General features: G+C 38.5%; 16 protein-coding genes. 10 read left to right on the top strand and 6 right to left on the bottom strand.

The features are described 5' to 3' along the window. Positions 1 to 12: 12 nt before the first annotated feature. A complete protein-coding gene (locus tag AAEY62_RS06085; RefSeq protein WP_007581704.1) occupies positions 13 to 498 on the top strand; it encodes an FKBP-type peptidyl-prolyl cis-trans isomerase in 486 nt (161 codons plus the stop codon). Between the two features lie 42 nt (positions 499 to 540). Here the strand turns inward: AAEY62_RS06085 and AAEY62_RS06080 are convergent, their stop codons facing one another. The 3 genes from AAEY62_RS06080 to AAEY62_RS06070 are packed head-to-tail and all read right to left on the bottom strand — an operon-like array spanning position 541 to position 2,224. Continuing rightward, positions 541 to 1,023, bottom strand: a complete 483-nt coding sequence (locus tag AAEY62_RS06080; protein ID WP_008168001.1) for a hypothetical protein — start codon at positions 1,021 to 1,023, stop codon at positions 541 to 543. A gap of 25 nt (positions 1,024 to 1,048) precedes the next feature. Then, complete coding sequence (locus AAEY62_RS06075; protein ID WP_010553209.1) at positions 1,049 to 1,861, bottom strand: DUF481 domain-containing protein; 813 nt, start codon at positions 1,859 to 1,861, stop codon at positions 1,049 to 1,051. 42 nt (positions 1,862 to 1,903) lie between these two features. Beyond that, complete coding sequence (locus AAEY62_RS06070; protein WP_007581697.1) at positions 1,904 to 2,224, bottom strand: HI1450 family dsDNA-mimic protein; 321 nt, start codon at positions 2,222 to 2,224, stop codon at positions 1,904 to 1,906. A gap of 367 nt (positions 2,225 to 2,591) precedes the next feature. Here AAEY62_RS06070 and AAEY62_RS06065 point away from each other — a divergent pair, with 367 nt between their 5' ends. The 7 genes from AAEY62_RS06065 (at position 2,592) to AAEY62_RS06035 (ending at position 10,425) form a co-directional block, all read left to right on the top strand. Further along, positions 2,592 to 3,383: a crotonase/enoyl-CoA hydratase family protein gene (locus AAEY62_RS06065; RefSeq protein WP_350634719.1), complete on the top strand. Its 792-nt coding sequence runs from the start codon at positions 2,592 to 2,594 to the stop codon at positions 3,381 to 3,383. A 71-nt stretch (positions 3,384 to 3,454) separates the two neighbouring features. Further along, positions 3,455 to 3,808, top strand: coding sequence for a CidA/LrgA family protein (locus AAEY62_RS06060; protein WP_024590004.1), 354 nt, complete (start codon positions 3,455 to 3,457; stop codon positions 3,806 to 3,808). Beyond that, positions 3,801 to 4,544: an LrgB family protein gene (locus tag AAEY62_RS06055; RefSeq protein WP_024590005.1), complete on the top strand. Its 744-nt coding sequence runs from the start codon at positions 3,801 to 3,803 to the stop codon at positions 4,542 to 4,544. Before AAEY62_RS06060 ends, AAEY62_RS06055 begins: the two co-directional genes overlap by 8 nt. A gap of 38 nt (positions 4,545 to 4,582) precedes the next feature. Further along, on the top strand, positions 4,583 to 5,413 hold the full coding sequence (locus AAEY62_RS06050; RefSeq protein ID WP_024590006.1) for a mechanosensitive ion channel family protein: 831 nt from the start codon (positions 4,583 to 4,585) through the stop codon (positions 5,411 to 5,413). Positions 5,414 to 5,581: 168 nt separating this feature from the next. After that, on the top strand, positions 5,582 to 8,836 hold the full coding sequence (locus tag AAEY62_RS06045; protein ID WP_024590007.1) for an nSTAND1 domain-containing NTPase: 3,255 nt from the start codon (positions 5,582 to 5,584) through the stop codon (positions 8,834 to 8,836). Positions 8,837 to 8,852: 16 nt separating this feature from the next. After that, entirely contained in the window at positions 8,853 to 9,230 is a 378-nt protein-coding gene (locus AAEY62_RS06040) for a DP-EP family protein (protein WP_024590008.1), read from the top strand. A gap of 205 nt (positions 9,231 to 9,435) precedes the next feature. Further along, on the top strand, positions 9,436 to 10,425 hold the full coding sequence (locus tag AAEY62_RS06035; protein ID WP_007581681.1) for a sensor domain-containing diguanylate cyclase: 990 nt from the start codon (positions 9,436 to 9,438) through the stop codon (positions 10,423 to 10,425). A 78-nt stretch (positions 10,426 to 10,503) separates the two neighbouring features. On the opposite strand, the gene AAEY62_RS06030 is transcribed toward AAEY62_RS06035, so the two are convergent. Then, positions 10,504 to 10,986, bottom strand: coding sequence for a winged helix-turn-helix transcriptional regulator (locus AAEY62_RS06030; RefSeq protein ID WP_024590009.1), 483 nt, complete (start codon positions 10,984 to 10,986; stop codon positions 10,504 to 10,506). 169 nt (positions 10,987 to 11,155) lie between these two features. Between AAEY62_RS06030 and putA the strand changes: the two genes are divergently transcribed. Together putA and AAEY62_RS06020 are read left to right on the top strand one after the other, a co-directional pair. Beyond that, positions 11,156 to 14,959, top strand: a complete 3,804-nt coding sequence (gene putA / locus AAEY62_RS06025) for a bifunctional proline dehydrogenase/L-glutamate gamma-semialdehyde dehydrogenase PutA (RefSeq protein WP_024592081.1) — start codon at positions 11,156 to 11,158, stop codon at positions 14,957 to 14,959. 118 nt (positions 14,960 to 15,077) lie between these two features. Then, on the top strand, positions 15,078 to 16,271 hold the full coding sequence (locus AAEY62_RS06020; RefSeq protein WP_024590011.1) for a cyclic di-GMP phosphodiesterase: 1,194 nt from the start codon (positions 15,078 to 15,080) through the stop codon (positions 16,269 to 16,271). 53 nt (positions 16,272 to 16,324) lie between these two features. Here the strand turns inward: AAEY62_RS06020 and AAEY62_RS06015 are convergent, their stop codons facing one another. Both AAEY62_RS06015 and AAEY62_RS06010 read right to left on the bottom strand, forming a co-directional pair. Continuing rightward, complete coding sequence (locus AAEY62_RS06015) at positions 16,325 to 17,362, bottom strand: general secretion pathway protein GspB (protein WP_024590012.1); 1,038 nt, start codon at positions 17,360 to 17,362, stop codon at positions 16,325 to 16,327. Between the two features lie 11 nt (positions 17,363 to 17,373). Next, complete coding sequence (locus AAEY62_RS06010) at positions 17,374 to 18,291, bottom strand: ExeA family protein (protein WP_024590013.1); 918 nt, start codon at positions 18,289 to 18,291, stop codon at positions 17,374 to 17,376. Positions 18,292 to 18,361: the final 70 nt, after the last annotated feature.

Genomic DNA, 18,361 nt, shown 5'->3' with positions numbered 1-18,361 from the left:
ATAGGAATGACTATGATCGTTGCGGCAAACAAAGTGGTAAAAATGCATTATTCGGTAATGGATAATGATGGCAATAGCATTGATAATTCGTTCGGTGGTGAGCCACTACACTTTATCATTGGCACAGGCTACTTAATTTCAGGCCTAGAAAATGCTTTGCAAGGCAAGCAACCAGGCGACACACTTAGCGTAAAAGTTGAACCTGATGAAGGTTATGGCGAACGCCACGATAACCTAATGCAAGCTGTACCTAAGTCGATGTTTGAAGGTATGGAAATTGAAGTCGGCATGCAATTTCGTGCATCAACAGATGATGGTGACCAATCAGTAATGATCATCGATATCCAAGATGAAGAAGTTATTGTAGATGGTAATAACCCACTTGCAGGCATAACACTTAACTTTGATGTAGAGATACTAGAAGTACGTGATGCAACCGAAGAAGAACTCACTCATGGTCATGTACATGGTGAAGGTGGATGTGGTCACGACCACTAATATACTGTTAAACCAAGAAAAAAAGCGCCTAGGGCGCTTTTTTTATATCATATTGTTGCGCTTAACCGTTTCAGTTTTTGCCTTACTAGGCAGCGCGATTGATACATTCTTTTCTTTTAGAGCGGCTAGTAAACCTTTTTGATCGTTTGTGCCAACTCGATACAAAGTGCCATCTTTAAGCGTTAGCTGTATTGCACTAAAGCCAGATACTGTATACACCCAACCATCGTGAGTAATTCGCATACCAATACCGTGTCTGTAAGAGTTTTGAACTGCCTTAGCTTCTACTACTTCGCCAAGCTCAATGCTTTGCCCTGCAACGCCTGGGCCAAACGCCCAGCTAATTTTTTTATCATCTACTTTTACTGTTAGACCATGGAACAAAAAGCCCACCAGCACTAAAATCCCAGCAAATATCATTAAAGGACCATCAGCGCCTAACAAGTTCCATGCAAGCGCTACAAAACCGCCTATCCACGCTAATACAAAAAAGATAAACACCGCATACTGTTTATGCTGATACATAATATTCTCTAAATTAAATAAATACTTAAAAGCTGTATACCAATGTAGCACTCAGCTCTGAGTCAAACTTGAGTTTATCATCTTCGGGTTTTGAATTATAACGATACATGTAGGTAAATTTGAGTGATACCGCACCAATCACTTGGCTTATCAGTGCGGTTTCCGATTTTAAGCGAGAATTAAGACCTGAAAGCGACTGCTCTATACTCACATCTTGATTAAAACGAGTACGCTTAGAAACCAAACGTTCCCACTGCATTGCAACACGTACTAAATAACCAGTTTTATTAATTTCATCTTCGCTCACATCCGAATCTTCATCGGCTACTGAACGGTATAAGCCAGGTCCTATATCAATATCTACTTTGTTTTTAGAGCCTTGATATACACGCGCACCATAGCCTGTCGCCACCGTACTTTTAAAATCAAGTCCACTAAACTCATCTTCTTCGTAATCACCGTAAATAAAAAATGAGGAGTTTTTAACACCTACTTTATAGTTACCTTGCGCTGATACAAAAACACGATTAGCTGTAACATCAGTGCCACCGCTTTCATCGTTCTCATCACGCTTATAAAGAGAGTCTATTTTAAATTGGTTACGCCACTTTTCAAAGTCTTGGTATAAATTACCTTTGAGCTTAAAACTGGTCGAATTGGTGTTACCTTTACTTAGAATAAAGCCAAATTCAGTATCACCGTAGAACATGTCACCTTTGTGTAACTCATGAATTTCTTCATCAGAGAGCTTGCCATATTCATGAAAATCTTCAAATGGATCAACGGCCCAACTTGGGCAGCTAATTATTAAAAAAATTAAAAATAAATACTTACGCACAATACTCTCTCTGCACACAATTATAAAAATAAGCAGTATTGCTTATTCAGTTTCTTTCCATAAAATATGACAAAACGGAGCATCTTTATCACGACTAATCAAAATTTTAGCAAACAAAACATCATCATTTTCAAATTCTAAACCAACCAACACCTGAATAAAGTGCTCTGGCTCTATTTCAAGGGCTACAAAGTCTTGCCACTGGTCATCTGGCTCGTCTTCTTCAATAAAGCCTAGGTCTTCTCTAAACTCATTAAAGTCTTCAACATCTTTTTCACTCAAGTTATTTGGCGCTAACTCTAAAAAAATATCATAAGCTTGGTGAGTAGCTTCTTCTACCGTATATAAACGTGGACCCGACATATGTGCTTAACCTTAAGCTTTTAAGTTGCGCTATATTATCAAATCTCATCATCATTTTGATAAAAAAAAGCGTAAAACACTGACTTTTTTGTAACCGAGTCATGCTTTATTCATCATACAACTAAAACGATAAATAACAACTTACCTAACCTATTGAATATAAAGATTACTTTTATTATTTTAGTTAAAATAACAATGTAAAATATTTTTATTATCTTAGGTTCGAATTGTTTAGCTTTTTCTCATCTAAAACCAATCCTTTAAGACTACGGCTTTAGCAATAAATTCCATTTATTTAAAAAATACCGTCACTTTACTTAATTCCTATAACAACATAAGCTCAAGCAACAGGTCAGAGGAGTGTGTAATGATAAAACTAGAAAAACAAAATGGCATTGCAACCGTCACGCTTAGCAGAGCAAAAAAACAAAATGCATTAAGCTTTGAAATGTTTGTAGAGCTAAACAAAGCCATTAAAAATATAAAAAGAGATCGCAGTATTCGTGCTGTGGTAATAAAAGGCGATGGCGAACATTTTTGTGCAGGCCTTGATATATCTGCAGTAATGGCTACACCAATGAACATAGTGAAATTATTGCTTAAATGGTTACCTGGCAATCAAAATTTAGCGCAAAAAGTAGTATTAGGCTGGCAGTCACTGAGTGTGCCCGTTATTGCACAAATTGATGGCAACTGTTTAGGGGGGGGTTTGCAAATAGCTTTGGGGGCAGATTACAGAGTTGTTCATATTGATGCCAAACTTGCCATTATGGAAGCGCGTTGGGGATTGTGCCCCGATATGGGCGCAAATGTAATGATGAGCGGTTTAGTTAAGCGCGACCAAGCACTTTGGCTTGCAAGCCACGCAAACCCAATCACTGCACAACAAGCAAATGAGCTAGGTTTGGTTACTAAACTTACCGATGATACTCAGCAAGCAACGCAAAACATGCTCAATACATTACTTGAGCGTTCACCAGATACGCTCGCTGCAATTAAACGCATTACACAACTTAGCTATAAACCAAACCAACGAAAAATACTCGCTAAAGAAACCTTCAGCCAAATTCGCTTATTGCTAAACCCAAACACTAAAAAAGCAATTGCTAAAGCAAAAGGAAAAGCGAATATAACCTACGCAAATACAAAGCACTGGTAGACTATTGCACAATGCATAAAAGAGTTTGATTTGTTAAAGTTAAGCTCTTATCTTTTCTGTGGGCCACTTTGATGAAATATCTGCTCAGTAGCGCTATTATTTTACTATGTTTAGCCTGCGCTAAACTCACTATGCACTTTATTGGTGGAAGCTTTCCTGCACCGTTACTTGCTATGGTTATTTTATTAGTTTTACTCTTATCGGGTATTGTAAAAGAGCAACATGTAAAACCATGCGCCTCCCCTATTTTAAATATTATGCCTATCTTTTTCATTCCTGCGGGTGTGGGATTTATTGAACATCTCGGCCTTATAAAATCGCACTGGGCATTTTTAGCCTCAGTTGTGGTGCTAGTCCCTATAACTACCTTGTTGCTTGTTAGCAGTGTAATTGCGAACTTTAAGGGAAGAGAAAATAATGACTGATTTTACTTTTTCCGCTATTTCAGAGCTACAGCCTAATTTATGGTGGCTAAGTATTCCTTTTATTATTGTATTATTTTTAGCGCTAAGGGCCGTAAACCAAAGTATAAAAAACAGCGTATTTAAATCGCTCACTAACCCCGTATTTTTAAGTATTAGTATTATCGCTTTATTACTAATTAACCTAAATCTGCCTTATACGCAATTTGCCTCGCACAGCAAATTATTAAGCTGGTTATTAGAGCCCGCGATTGTGGCTTTAGCGCTTCCTTTATATCAGCAGTTTACACACGTACGAAAAAACCTATTACTCATAGTCGCAACATGTAGCTTAGGTATTGTTAACGCAACCGTTGTGGCATTTTTGCTAAGCATATTATTTAATACGCCTGCGCAGCTAAGTGCATCTGTTGCCGCACTCAGTGTCACAACCCCAATATCTTTAATTGTTACTGACTCATTAGGGGGGATTAGCTCTCTTGCTGCGGTTTTAGTTATTTTTATTGGTTTACTAGGCGCTTTATTTGGCTTTATGCTTTTTCAACTCATTAATATTTTTAATCACGAATCTCAAGGTGTTGCCATGGGCACAGCTTGTCATGCAATTGGGACTGCTGCTGCTATTGCTGAGCATCCAAAAGTAGGCGCTTACTCCTCAGTTGCAATGGCGCTAAGTGCTTTATTAACAGCGATTATAGTGCCGCTGTTATATCCATTTTTAGTCAACATTTTGCTATAGTTGGAAAAATACAACATAGCCCTAACATAGAGCGCTTTATGATCAGTTCTGAAATCGAACAGTTTGAAAAATATTACACCATGCTTACTGAGTATATGGTTACCTACAGTATGCAAATTGTTGGCGCTATTTTTATCGTCCTCATTGGTTTGTGGATAGCACAAAAGCTTGCCAAATTTGTAGCCGCGTTAATGACCCGTCATAACGTTGACATTACGCTTACTAACTTTGTCAGTAGCGTGGTAAAAGTACTGCTAATTGTAATGGTTATAATTATTGCACTTGGAAAAATAGGTATCAGCGTTACGCCATTTGTAGCAGCCATTGGTGCTGCGTCTTTGGGTGCAGGTTTAGCGCTGCAAGGAATGCTCTCTAACTATGGTGCAGGCCTTGCCATTATAGCCACTCGACCTTTTGTTGTTGGTGATACTATTGAAGTTAAAAATGTAAGCGGCCAAGTTAAAACAATTGAGCTTGGCTACACTATTTTAATCAATGAAGAAAAAGTAGAAATTACCATTCCAAATAAGCACATAGTAGGTGAAATACTTCATAACTCATTTAGTTACTCATTGGTCAAAGGTGAAATAGATATAGCCTATAGTGCTTGCTCTGATAACGCGATTCGCCTTATTGAAGACGTACTTAAAGCACACGAATTAGTCGCACAAAATCCGTTATCACAAGTGGGTATTGAACGCTTTGCCGATAGCGGTGTTACAATAAGCTACCGATATTGGGTACCTACCACTAAAATTATTGAAACCAAGCTGGCTATTAATGGCGGTGTTTATAAAGCAATTAATAACGCTGATATTGAAATCCCATTCCCTCAACGCGTCATTACTATAAATAAAAGCGATATATAGTCATAAAATCCAGTGGGTAATTCAATATTGAATTACCCACATCAATAAACTTCTTTTACTGCGTAAAAACTCCTTATCTGTTTGTTATTTTATCTGTAATATAAAGACTTGGTTAAAAAAGTCGGCTAATCACTCGCTTTAATTACATAATAACAATAATGAGCCATTATGAATCGCAGCCCTTTTTATTTAGGTGATTGGCAAGTCAATCCCCAGTCAAATACTCTTCAGCGTGCAGAAAAAAATAAACAGTTAGAACCAAAAGCCATGGATGTGTTAGTTCATCTTTGCTTCCAAAAAGGCGAAATTGTTACTACTGACGAGCTATTAGATCAATGCTGGAAAAATGTTGAGGTAGGCGATAACCCGCTGCATAAAACAATTACCCAGTTACGAAAAGCCCTCGGTGATAAAGCAAGTGAGCCCACCTACATAGAAACTATTCGCAAACGTGGTTACCGCGTTATTGCAAAACTTGAGTTTCCTCTGGCTGAAGATATAAAAAAAAGTGAAAACACATGGCAAGGTGGCTCTCCTTTTTTAGGATTAAGCGCCTACAACCCAAGCGATACACACCTATTTTTTGGCCGCAATCAATCTATAGAAACGTTACTCAATAGAATATCGAGCCAAGTTAAATTTGGTCGTGCTTTTTGCTTAATACTTGGCCCTAGCGGTACGGGTAAATCTTCGCTTGTTAATGCTGGGATTTTACCAAAACTGCTAGATGAGCGAGGCTATAACGGCATTGGGGTTATTTCTTATAGCCAACTCGACTTTGCAGATGTTCATAAAAATAGACTTTTTTTAGATTTAGCTTCTGCATTGCTTGATTGGGATATAAATGGCCTTCCTGTATTTGAAGGATTAAGCGCGCAAACACTGGCAGAGCAACTAGAATTGGCAATCGATGGCGTAATCAACGCCATACAAATTGCACTTAGCAAAGCCTCTACACAACTTAAAACACCCCAGTTATTTTTATTTATTGACCGCTTAGAAGTACTGCTTTCTTCTCCTTTATTTAGTAGCGAAACGCGCAGCCATTTTTTATCAGTTATTGAGCGCTTAGCAACCTCTAAAACTGTGATTGTATTTAGTGCGTGTCGTAACGACTTTTACCCTTTAGTGGTTGAACAACCAAGTCTAATGGCAGGCAAAGCTCATGGCGCGCACTACGATTTAACACCGCCAAATCGCCAAGAGCTTCAACAAATTATTCGCCTGCCAGCGTTAACCGCTAATTTAACGTTCTCGAATGACCCAGAAACCCAAACACCACTGGATGAAATATTGTGCGCCGATACAGCTAATAACCCCGATGCATTACCCATGCTGCAATACACATTGCAAGAGCTGTACTTGCAGCGCAGTGATAGTAACGAGCTACTGCACAGTGTTTACACAAAACTCGGGGGTATTGAGGGAGCCATAGGCAAAAAAGCAGAAGATATATTTATTGACCTCAGCAACGAGCAACAACAGCAACTAAAAAGCGTATTATCACAGCTGATCACTTTAAATCCAGATGGTAAAACCATTACGAGCCGCGCTGCCCGCTGGCAAACATTAACGAACACAAGCCAAAAAGAGCTTGTGCAAGCCATGGTCGATAGCCGTTTATTTGTATCGCATTTACAAAATCAAGAAGCCTGTTTTAGCCTTGCTCACGAGGCATTATTACGTCAATGGCCGCGAGCAAAACAATGGATTAATGATCATAAAGATGCCTTAGCAATAAAAAGCCGCTTACAACACCAAGCGCAAAATTGGATAGATGAAGGTAAAAGTAGTGCTTACCTCCTAGCGCCAGGTAAACCGCTACAAGAAGCGCAGCTATTACTAAACGACAAACTGTTTAAATTAGATGATAACGAGCACACTCTTATCAAAAGCTCTATTAAAAAAACAAAAACAAAAATAAGAGTAAAACGGGTGACCGTTGCTTTATTGTGCTTACTTACATTTACCGCGTTATTAATGAGCTTTACTAGTTTTAAGGCCCAGCAACATGCGCAAAAAAAACAGCTTGAGGCCGAAAGCTTACTGGGGTTTATGGTGGGTGACTTTGCCGACAAACTGCGTAGCGTAAAGCGTATGGACTTACTTGATGGTATTAGTAATAAAGCACTTGAATATTTTACAAATCAAACAGACGAATCAGGTTCACTCTTTAGCTTTAGCGATGATAAAGCACAATTTAACAACCGTTTCCAGTACGCACAAACCCTCGAAGCAATGGGTGAAGTAGCTTATTCCCGAGGTAAAACCGATGAAGCCTTTACCGCCTTTGAAAACGCCCGCACCCGCCTTGAGGCATTATTAAAAATACAGCCTAACAATATAGAATTACTAACGCTTGCGGGTGCCAATGCCTTTTGGTTAGGCCAGCTTCATTATGATAAAAGTGATTACGCTGCCACTGAGCCATTATTTAAAAAGTATCATATGTATAGCGAAACCATGTATTCATTAGCAGCGAATGATTTTAATTCCATTATGGAGTTGTCGTATTCACATAATTCGCTGGGATCTTTGTATTTAAAACAATTTAATTATAAAGCGGCAAAACAGAGCTTTACCGAATCACTTACTCTTAAAAACGAAGCGCTTGTGCTAAAGCCCAACAATAAAAACTTATTGCGTGATAAAGCAGATACCCTTAGTTGGCTTGCAAAAACTGAAGGTATGCTTGGTAACTTCAACACTGCAGTGTATATATTGGACAATGCAGTTGCTGTGGTCAAAAAGGTGGCTAATCACTACCCTGATGACGCGAGTCTTTTTTATATGTCAGCAAATATATATATGCAACAAGGCTATTTACTAAGCTATTTACCTGATAAAAAAATGGCCTATTTAAAAGCTCGCTTTGCGAATGAAAATATAAATGAGGCTTTAAAGCAAGATCCAGAAAATAATGAATTTCAACATATGTATTATCGCTCTTTAGCGCAATTAATAATGTTGTCTTATGACAAAAAAGTAGATTCAAGAATAGGAGAAATTATTAGCTTCTTAAAATCACAAGGTTTTAATAGTATCAATTCTATTAATACACAAATTAGTCTGGCTCGCTATTTTATTGACAGAAACTTCCCTCTTAAAGCGCAAGAGTTATTAACAACCCTTGAGAATGATGGCGAATATAAACGTTACATAACCAATAAAATGAAGAATAGAGATAACTTAGCTCCCATAAATATAAACCTGCTCAAAGCTAAATTAGCTTCGACCAGCGAACAGCGAGAGCAATTTTGCGTAAATGCGCTTAAAGCTATTACTCAAACAGTAAAAATAAACCAAAGTATTCACGTAAAGTACCCGCAGGTACAAGCATATACCTGCTTAAACCGAGCAAACGAAATACCAACAATAACAGCAAGCCTGATAAAACTAGGCATTACTGACTTTAAACTATAAATACAAAGGAAATAACATGAATACCACCTTAGAAAAAGTCGATTTTCAAGTACATATTGAGTTTAACGATAAAAAAGAGGCCGTTTTTAGCTATACAGAAAATGGTAAAGCCGTTGACGGCGGCGGTACAGTAAGAGCCGAAACTGCAGGTACTTACACTTTAACTCCTGTAACAGTTGGGCTAGGCTTTTTTTTCACGGGGGCTACAATTACTAATAAAATCGGAACATGTGCCCAAGATTTCAGTTATGAACTTAGTGATAACCGCCAAGCAATCACCGTCACCGATACAGCAAAAAACTCAGGCACTGCATGTTTAATATTTAACGTTGAGTGTAATGATAAACCTTATTCAAGCCCTGACCCACAAGTTATAAATAAAGACAAAAATTAATTATTGATTTTAAATTGCACAAGCATAATTTCCCCAGTGCAATTTATTTATAACCTAACTACCTTTTAGCTAAGCACTGACACACTTCAATAAAAACAAATAAAATCAACAAATTAAAAAAGAAGGTTACCGAAAGGTTTAAAAACCATAAATTAAATAAACTCCTAGACATAAAGTTTCATTAACAATAAAAATGAGCAACACCATGTCTAACAATAATGAAAATAGCAGAGCAAACAACACCGACAACGCTGTATCTGCATTAATGAGCAGCATTTCTAATACCGTTAACAATGAAAAAATAAGCGCAATTATTAATGTCACTAATGTGATGGCCGATGCTATTTTTATTGTTAATGCGGATGGAGTGTTTGAATCAGTAAATCCCGTTGCAGCTCGTTTTTTTAATGTTACGTCTGACTCGTTAATAGGTAAAAAATGGCAAGATTGTTTACAAGAACAGTATCGCGATGACTATCAATACATGTTTGAAAGTTGGAAAAACAACTATCAAACACCACTCAATCATGGCCCGAAAGAAGTTAAAATAATAAAAAACAATGGTAACTGTTTAGATATAGAGCTCTCAATTTCTTGTATACCCGCATCAACTACAAACAATATCCCTCTATTTATTTGTATTATGCATGATATTTCTAGGCATGTTAAAAAGTATAAAGTACTCGAAAACATAGCCAAAATAGATCACCTTACAGGCGTCGCTAATCGCTGCACTTTAGAAAAGGCGATTATTAAAAATTGGCAAGAATGCATAGTAGACAAACAGCCTTTGAGTTTTATCTTGATCGATATTGATTTTTTTAAACTGTTTAATGATAATTTTGGTCATGTAAAGGGTGATAAATGTTTGCAAAAAGTAGCTCAAACAATTGAAGACTGCCTCCCCTCAAAAGATAGTTTAGTAGCACGCTATGGTGGTGAGGAGTTTGCTGTTGTATTACCCCGCTCACATGTCTCAAATGCAGAAATGATCGCAAAACGTATTCAAGAAAAAATACTCAACATTAATTTTAGAGATATTGGTTTGCCAGCGAATGTAAAGATAAGTGTAAGCCAGGGTTTAGCGTGTGAATACGATAATCAGTACAGAACATCTGAGGCATTAATATGCGCGGCTGATACGGCTTTATATAGAGCGAAGTCGGAAGGTCGTAATAAATTATGTATAAGGTGATGTACTAACTATTTGGTATAGCCTTTATCTACTAAAATAAAAAACCGCAATTGCGGTTTTTTATTACTTGAGAAAAGCTTAAATGTCGATTAGCAGCCCTTCGTCTTTTTTAATCTTTTCGATCACCATATAAGTATGATGAGTGCCCACGCCGGGAATATCGACTAAGTCGCCAAGAACTTGTCTATATTCTTCCATATTAGAAACGCGGATTTTTAATAAATAATCATAACCGCCTGCCACCATGTCGCATTCAACGACTTGTTGTATTCTTAGTATATGCTCTCTAAATACCTTAAATACTGCTGTATTTGAAGCAACAAGCGACACTTGAACATGTGCTACTAAGCTTTGATTAAGCTTTGCTTCGCTAAGCTTAGCGTAGTAGCCTTCGATATAGCCTTCTTGCTCTAATCGTTTTACACGATCAAGACACGGGCTTGCACTCAAATTAACCTGTTTTGCGAGGTTAACATTTGAAATTCTGCCGTTCTTTTGTAGAACGTCTAGTATGGCTAAATCAATACGATCTAGCATGCGTAATCTATTTGGAATTGTCATAACAGAATTTTATGCGGATAAGTTAAATTTATGCCCTGTAAATTATCGTAAAACGCGAAATTTAACCAGCATATTCTGCTGAAATTTAATTAGAATGCACTCACAATATCACTGGTAATTTATTGGTAATTAATTTTACTTTAATTCTTAACACTCCTGAGGGTTGCTTATGTTATTCAACGGCGATTTAACAACGATTTGTCCTATTAGACAAAGAATCCGTGACTTCTACCGCATAGATGAAAATGCGGTTATTGATCATATTTTACCGCTTGCAGAAGTAGGCGTAAAAGCACGAAGTCGTGCCTGGGAAAGAGCCCGCCAGATTGTTTTAAACATTCGTAAAGAGCAAGATGGGCAAGGCGGTGTTGATGCGCTTTTAAATGAATTTTCACTCTCTAGTGAAGAAGGCGTTGTATTAATGTGTTTGGCCGAAGCGCTGCTTCGCGTACCAGACAAAGCAACTCAAGATGTACTGATTCGTGACAAGTTAGCGAAAGGTGATTGGAGCTCTCATTTAGGCAGCAGCGATTCTTTATTCGTAAACGCGTCTTCTTGGGGATTATTAGTTACCGGTAAAATGGTTAACTACACAGACAAAACGAAAGAACAACAGTTCGGCATGCTTAAAAAGACCATTGGTCGTTTGGGTGAGCCAGTTATTCGTAAGTCTGTAAATTTTGCTATGAAAATTATGGGTAAGCAATTCGTTATGGGTCGTACCATTGACGAAGCAATTGAACGTGCTGCCGATACAGAGCAAAAAGGTTATGTATATTCTTACGATATGCTAGGCGAAGGCGCGCGCACAATGAAAGATGCGAAGCGTTACTTTGACAGCTACATGAATGCTATACACTCTATTGGTAAAGCGGCAAATGGCCGTGGTCCAATTAAGAGCCCTGGCATTTCAGTTAAGCTTTCTGCTATTCATCCTCGTTATGAGTTCACTCATAAAGACCGTGTGATGGAAGAAATTGTACCAAAGTTAAAAGAGCTTGCGCTTGCAGCTAAAAAATACGATATCGGCTTTACCGTTGATGCTGAGGAAGCTGACCGTCTAGATATTTCATTAGATGTAATTGAAGCAGTATTTAGTGATGAAGATCTTGGTGATTGGCAAGGATTTGGCTTAGCGGTTCAAGCGTACCAAAAACGCGCTATTTTTGTAATTGAATGGCTAACCGACCTTGCAAGCCGTGTTGGTCGTAAAATGATGGTACGTTTAGTTAAAGGCGCGTACTGGGATACTGAAATCAAAACCACACAACAAGATGGTTTAGAGCATTTCCCTGTATTTACCCGTAAAGCAACAACCGATGTTTCTTACAAAGCATGTGCTATTAAAATGCTTGAAGCGCGCGACGTACTTTATCCGCAGTTTGCAACACACAACGCTTACACTGCCGCGACTATTTTAGAAGTAGCGAAAGGCGACAACACCGGTTTTGAATTTCAACGTTTGCACGGTATGGGTGAATCTTTATTCGACCAAATCGTTAACGAAGAAAAAATTCAATGTCGTGTATATGCCCCAGTTGGTCAACACGAAGACCTACTTGCTTACCTTGTTCGTCGTTTGTTAGAAAATGGTGCTAACTCATCATTTGTGAACGCGATTGTAGATACAACAAAACCTGTTGAATCATTACTACCAGACCCTGTAGAAACATTGCAAGGCTTGCGTAATAAGTACAATACGCAAATCAAAATGCCAATTGATTTATACGGTGAAGAACGTGCTAACTCTAAAGGCATGGATTTAACCGATATTAATGTTATTACCCCTTTCAAAGAGAATCTTGAAACATGGTTTAACGAGCACTTAATTGAGCAAAGCCAAGTACCAGAAGGCTCATTGGCTGTTAAAAACCCAGCAAATCACAAAGAAATCATCGGCCACGTTAAGTTACAAACTGGCGAAGAGATGAAAGTATTACTGGCTAACGCTGAAGCGGCACTTGAATCATGGTCACAAACACCAGTAAAAGAGCGAGCTAATTTACTGCGCCGCGTTGCTGACATTTTAGAACGTCATCACGACGAACTAGTCGCTATCTGTATTAAAGAAGCGGGTAAAGTAGCGCAAGATGGTATTGATGAAGTACGTGAAGCGGTTGATTTTTGTCGTTACTACGCAGCGCGCGCTGAAGAGTTGTCTAAAGATGAACGTTTTGAAGCCCGTGGCGTTATTTTATGTATTAGCCCGTGGAACTTCCCGCTTGCAATATTCTTAGGCCAAGTTGCTGCTGCGATTGTTACAGGTAACACTGTAATTGCTAAGCCTGCTGAGCAAACAAGTTTAATCGCCCTTCGTGCCATTGAACTAATGCTATCTGTTGGTTTACCTGAGCACGTTGTTCAACCGGTTATCGCTCGCGGCTCAGAAGTAGGTAAAACAATTGTTCCTGATGAGCGCATTCAAGCGGTTATGTTTACAGGTTCTACTGAAACAGGCACATTAATTTCTCAAACACTTGCTGCACGTAACGACATTCAAGTACCGTTAATTGCAGAAACAGGTGGCCAAAACTGTATGATTGTTGACTCAACGGCACTTCCTGAGCAAGTAGTTGATGATGTGATCAGTTCTGGTTTTCAAAGTGCTGGCCAACGTTGTTCTGCTCTTCGTGTTTTATTCATTCAAGATGACGTAGCAGATGGCATTATCGAAATGCTTAAAGGTGCTCTAGCTGAGTTACACATTGGCGATCCATCGTTACTATCAACTGATGTTGGTCCGGTAATTGATGAAAAAGCACTTAAAAACTTAAACGAGCACGTTGAGTACTTAAAAGGTAATTCTATACTTCATTACGAATGTAAAATTCCTGATAATACACAAAATGGCGCATACTTTTTTGCTCCTCGTTTATACGAAATCAAAGACTTATCAGTACTTAAACGTGAAGTATTTGGCCCATGTGTTCATATTGTTCGCTTTAAATCGAATGAACTTGATGATGTGATGGATCAAATAAATAACACGGGCTATGGTCTGACAATGGGTGTTCATTCACGTATTGAAGAGCGCTGTGAGTACCTTGCTAAAATGTCACGTGCGGGTAATGTTTACATTAACCGAAACATGATTGGTGCTATTGTTGGTGTGCAACCATTTGGTGGCCGTGGTTTATCAGGTACTGGCCCTAAAGCCGGTGGCCCTAACTACCTACAACGTTTAGTAAAAGAAAAGGCATCACCAGATAACGTACAAATGACAAACCTGACGCCTGACGAACTTGATTTACACCACTACAGCGGTGCAAATGAGCAAGTTAAAAAGCTAATGGCTAACTCAATGCGCGATGAAAAAATCTGGCGCGCAACACCACTAAACGACCGTGTTTCGGCTGTACGTCAGTTGCTTGCTAAAATCGCGACGGTAGAAATTATCGACGATTTAGCAGACGACTTAGCATTAACATTATCAGAAGCACGTGCACAGCTTAACCGCCTTGAAAAGCACATGCGTAAGTTTACTACCCTGCCTGGGCCAACGGGTGAGTCTAATACACTTCATCTAGAAGCACGTGGTTGTGTAGTGTGTTATGCAGATAAGAGCACATCATTTAACTTCTGGGCATTGTCTATCATCACTGCTATTGCCGCAGGTAATACGGTAATTACTGTAGCGTCTGAGCTGTTTTATGATGAAGCCGTTGCCTTTAAAGATAAATTTATCTCTACAGGTGTTGCAGAAGGTGTTTTCCAAGTAGCTAAACCTAATCAGTTACAAGCTATTTTGGCGCACCCTCATTTAGCCGGTGCGGTAGTTGCTGCTCGTTCGTCTCGCTTAGGCTACTTTAGCCAACAGCTTGCACAGCGTAAAGGTGCTATTTTACCGGTAATTAGCTCTGAGTATTACGATACATTAATCAAACGTCTTATTACTGAAAAAACAATCAGTATTGATACAACAGCATCAGGTGGTAACACATCACTAATGACGCTTGTTGAAGATGATGAATAATTAAGCTAATGCTTTTTAACTAAAAAATAAAAAAAGGCACTGAAAAGTGCCTTTTTTATTAGGTAGTAACGTATATATTTGTTAGCTTAATGAAAGATTAACAATAGAAGTAATAAATTTGAAAATAATTCCTGTTGGTCAGTTACTGCCTGGTATGTTTGTGCAAAGTGTTACCAGGCAAACTGGCAGTATTAAAATTAAAAATCAAGGCTGGGTTAAAACTCAGGCTGGTATTAATAACCTAATAAAAGCAGGAATTTTAGAAGTAGAAATAGACCCTGATAAAACCCTCATTGACTCAGTCCCTGAAAAAGCTCCTATCACTGTACCTGCAACAAAAATAAAGCGTGACCCTTGGCAAAAAACACACAGTGCCGAACAAGAAATGGGAAAGGCAAAAAAGCTGTATGACGAAGCTAAAACACTGCAAATAAAAGCATTTAAAGATATTAAAGCAGGCCGCGATATAGATATTACGCCATTCAGAGAGCTGGCAAGTGGCTTTATGGACTCTGTTTTTAGAAACCAAGATGCCCTAGCCTGCCTTACCCAAATGCGCCAAAAAGATGCTTACCTACTTGAGCACTCTATTAATGTATCGATATTAATGGGGATTTTTGCTAAGCATTTAGGTATAGAAAAAAACATTATCGTTGAACTGACTACCGGCGCACTTTTACACGACATTGGTAAGATAAAAATTCCTGATGAAATACTCAATAAACCAGGTCGCTTTACCGATGATGAATTTAAAATAATGAAAATGCACTCGCTTTTCAGTAAAGAGATATTAGAAGAGTCTGGTTTAACGGGTATTGCAGTTGATATTGCTGGCATGCATCACGAAAGGCTTGATGGTAAAGGCTACCCGTTTGCTAAAAAGGGCGACGAAATAAGTCAATACGTACGTATGGCGTCAATTGTGGATGTATATGATGCACTTACCGCAGAACGTGTTTACAAAGCAGGCATGGAGCCAATAAAAGCCTTTAAAATACTAAAAGACGGATGCCCAGATAGCTTCGATCCCGAGCTGCTTAATAAATTTATTCAATGTATTGGTATTCATCCGGTAGGAACGCTCGTTAGATTATCGAGTCAAAAAGTTGGTTTAGTGACCGAGAGTAACCCTAGCACACCGCTAAAACCTATCGTTAAAACATTTTACAGTGCTAAGCATAGTCGCTATACAGAGATAAAAGATATCGATTTAGCTAATAAAAAAACCCTAGATACCCTTGAGTCAGCGGTGAAACCTAAAGAATATAATATTGATTTAGAACGCTTTTATAAAAACTCAATATTATCCTAAGCAATATTGAGAGCTCAACATTCTACCGAGCTCTCAACATAATAGCTAAGCGTTTACTGCGGCCAGTCTTGCAAAGCTTTTAAGCTAAACTCATAACCATCAAAATCAAGTACACTTTGCTCAGGTGTAATCTCTCTTACAGTTAAAGCGCCTATGCTCTCTCCTTCATGTAGCTCTCGGCCATTTAGCTTGATCCAACGCTTGTCAGCGCTCGATGAATAAATATGCGCTTGATATTTAATACTAGGTAACATTGATTGCAAGCCATCTGGTAGCAATTCTACAGGCTCAACACGTGATGACGTTTTTGATGCATGGGTAACTTCATAATCCTGATTTTTTTCGACGTCTTGTATAGCTTGCGCAAACGCATTTTTAAGTGTTGTAGGCACCTCATCAAGCTCAGGATCGCTCATCTGTTGAGATTGGTTGTTACCATTAATTGGCTTACCTAGTACTTTATATTTACTCATATCTAGTTGAGCTGATGCTGTATTTTGACTTTGCCCAAATACCGAAGCGTTCTGTGTATTATTTGGATTGTAATTATTTTGTGGATTAAATACTGGCTGATTATAATTTTGAACTGGCATTACTTGTTGCACGTTCTGCTGATTATAACCCGTTGCGCTCGTGACCTGACTCGATGGCATAGGAATATATTGCCCATTAGGCGTTAATAACATTTGCTGTACACCATTAGGTGTTTGCACATGTACAAGTTGCCCTTCAATCGTTGCAGTATTTGTTGGAGCTACTTTAGCAGGTTCTAACTTAGCTATTTGCTGCTTTTCAACTGCGGCATCTACCTCTTTAACTTTTTCTTTAGTTGACGATTTTTCGCTTTCAACCACCTTAATTACAGCGGGTTCCGATATGTTTAATAAAGTAGTACCTTGAAACCACTTACCAGTAGTAAACCCACCAGCTACCGCAATAAAAGCAGCTAAGCTTGTACCAAATACTAACGCTAATCGTCTATAACGCTTAAGTGCTTGCTGTTGCTTTAACTGCTCTGATTGTAAGTCGTATTGCTCAGCACTCATATCTGATTGCTGCGACTGCTTTAGCGCATCTAATAAATAAGACATAACTTACCTAACTATAAAATAAATGAAAGCCCAATGCCTACGGCAAATAAAGCAGCGAATGCAAGGCTATATGGTACAAATGACGTTGCTTTGTTGGCCTCATTAACTGGCGCTACAAAATCCATGGGTAATGACTCATGTGCTGATTTTTTTATTATATCGCTATCAACTATCAACTGCTGCTTTGCAAAAGTGCCTACCAAAGCTCGCTCACATACCAAGTTCATTAATCGTGGCACACCACCGGTTAATTGATGAACAGCTTGCATGGCATCCATCGAAAAAATTCCTTTATCACATCCTGCAACATGTAACCGATGCTTTATGTAAGCAACTGTTTGGCCTTGCGTAAGTGGTAATAAATGGTAACGAGCTGTTATTCTCTGGGCGAGTTGCCTTAATTCATTGCGCTTTAAAAGCTCTTGTAGCTCAGGTTGACCAACCAATACTATTTGTAATAATTTTTTATGATCGGTTTCTATATTTGTCAGCAAGCGTAATTGTTCAAGCACATTAGGGGCAAGTAACTGCGCTTCATCAATTATAAGTATGGTGTGCCCACCCGATTTATTATTGGTCTCTAAGTGCTTTTTTATAATATCGGTAAGACTTTTAAGCGTCGCATTATTAGCATCGTAACTAATGTTGAGCTCATCACAGATACTAGCTAATAACTCTAGCTCTGAAAGTGCTGGGTTATGGATCATCGCTACTTGCGTGTTTTCGGGTAACTGCTCTAACATACTGCGGGTAATTGTAGTTTTACCAGTACCCACTTCGCCTGTTAATAATACAAAACCACCGTCTTCACCTAATCCATAGGTAAGGTGTGCTAAGGCTTCTTTATGTCGTTCACTTAAAAATAAGTAATGAGGGTTGGGCGAAATTGAAAAAGGTTTTTCATTCAGGCCAAAATAGCTTAAATACACCGTGATGTTCCTTCGTAATTAAATCACGGCCTATAATGGCAAAAAAACGCACTAAGTGACAACGTTGTAA

This window comes from Pseudoalteromonas sp. GW168-MNA-CIBAN-0100 (assembly GCF_040309225.1).
Lineage (GTDB): Bacteria > Pseudomonadota > Gammaproteobacteria > Enterobacterales > Alteromonadaceae > Pseudoalteromonas > Pseudoalteromonas arctica.
The sequence above is the reverse complement of the archived record's forward strand: the minus strand, read 5'-3'. Positions and strand labels throughout refer to the sequence as shown.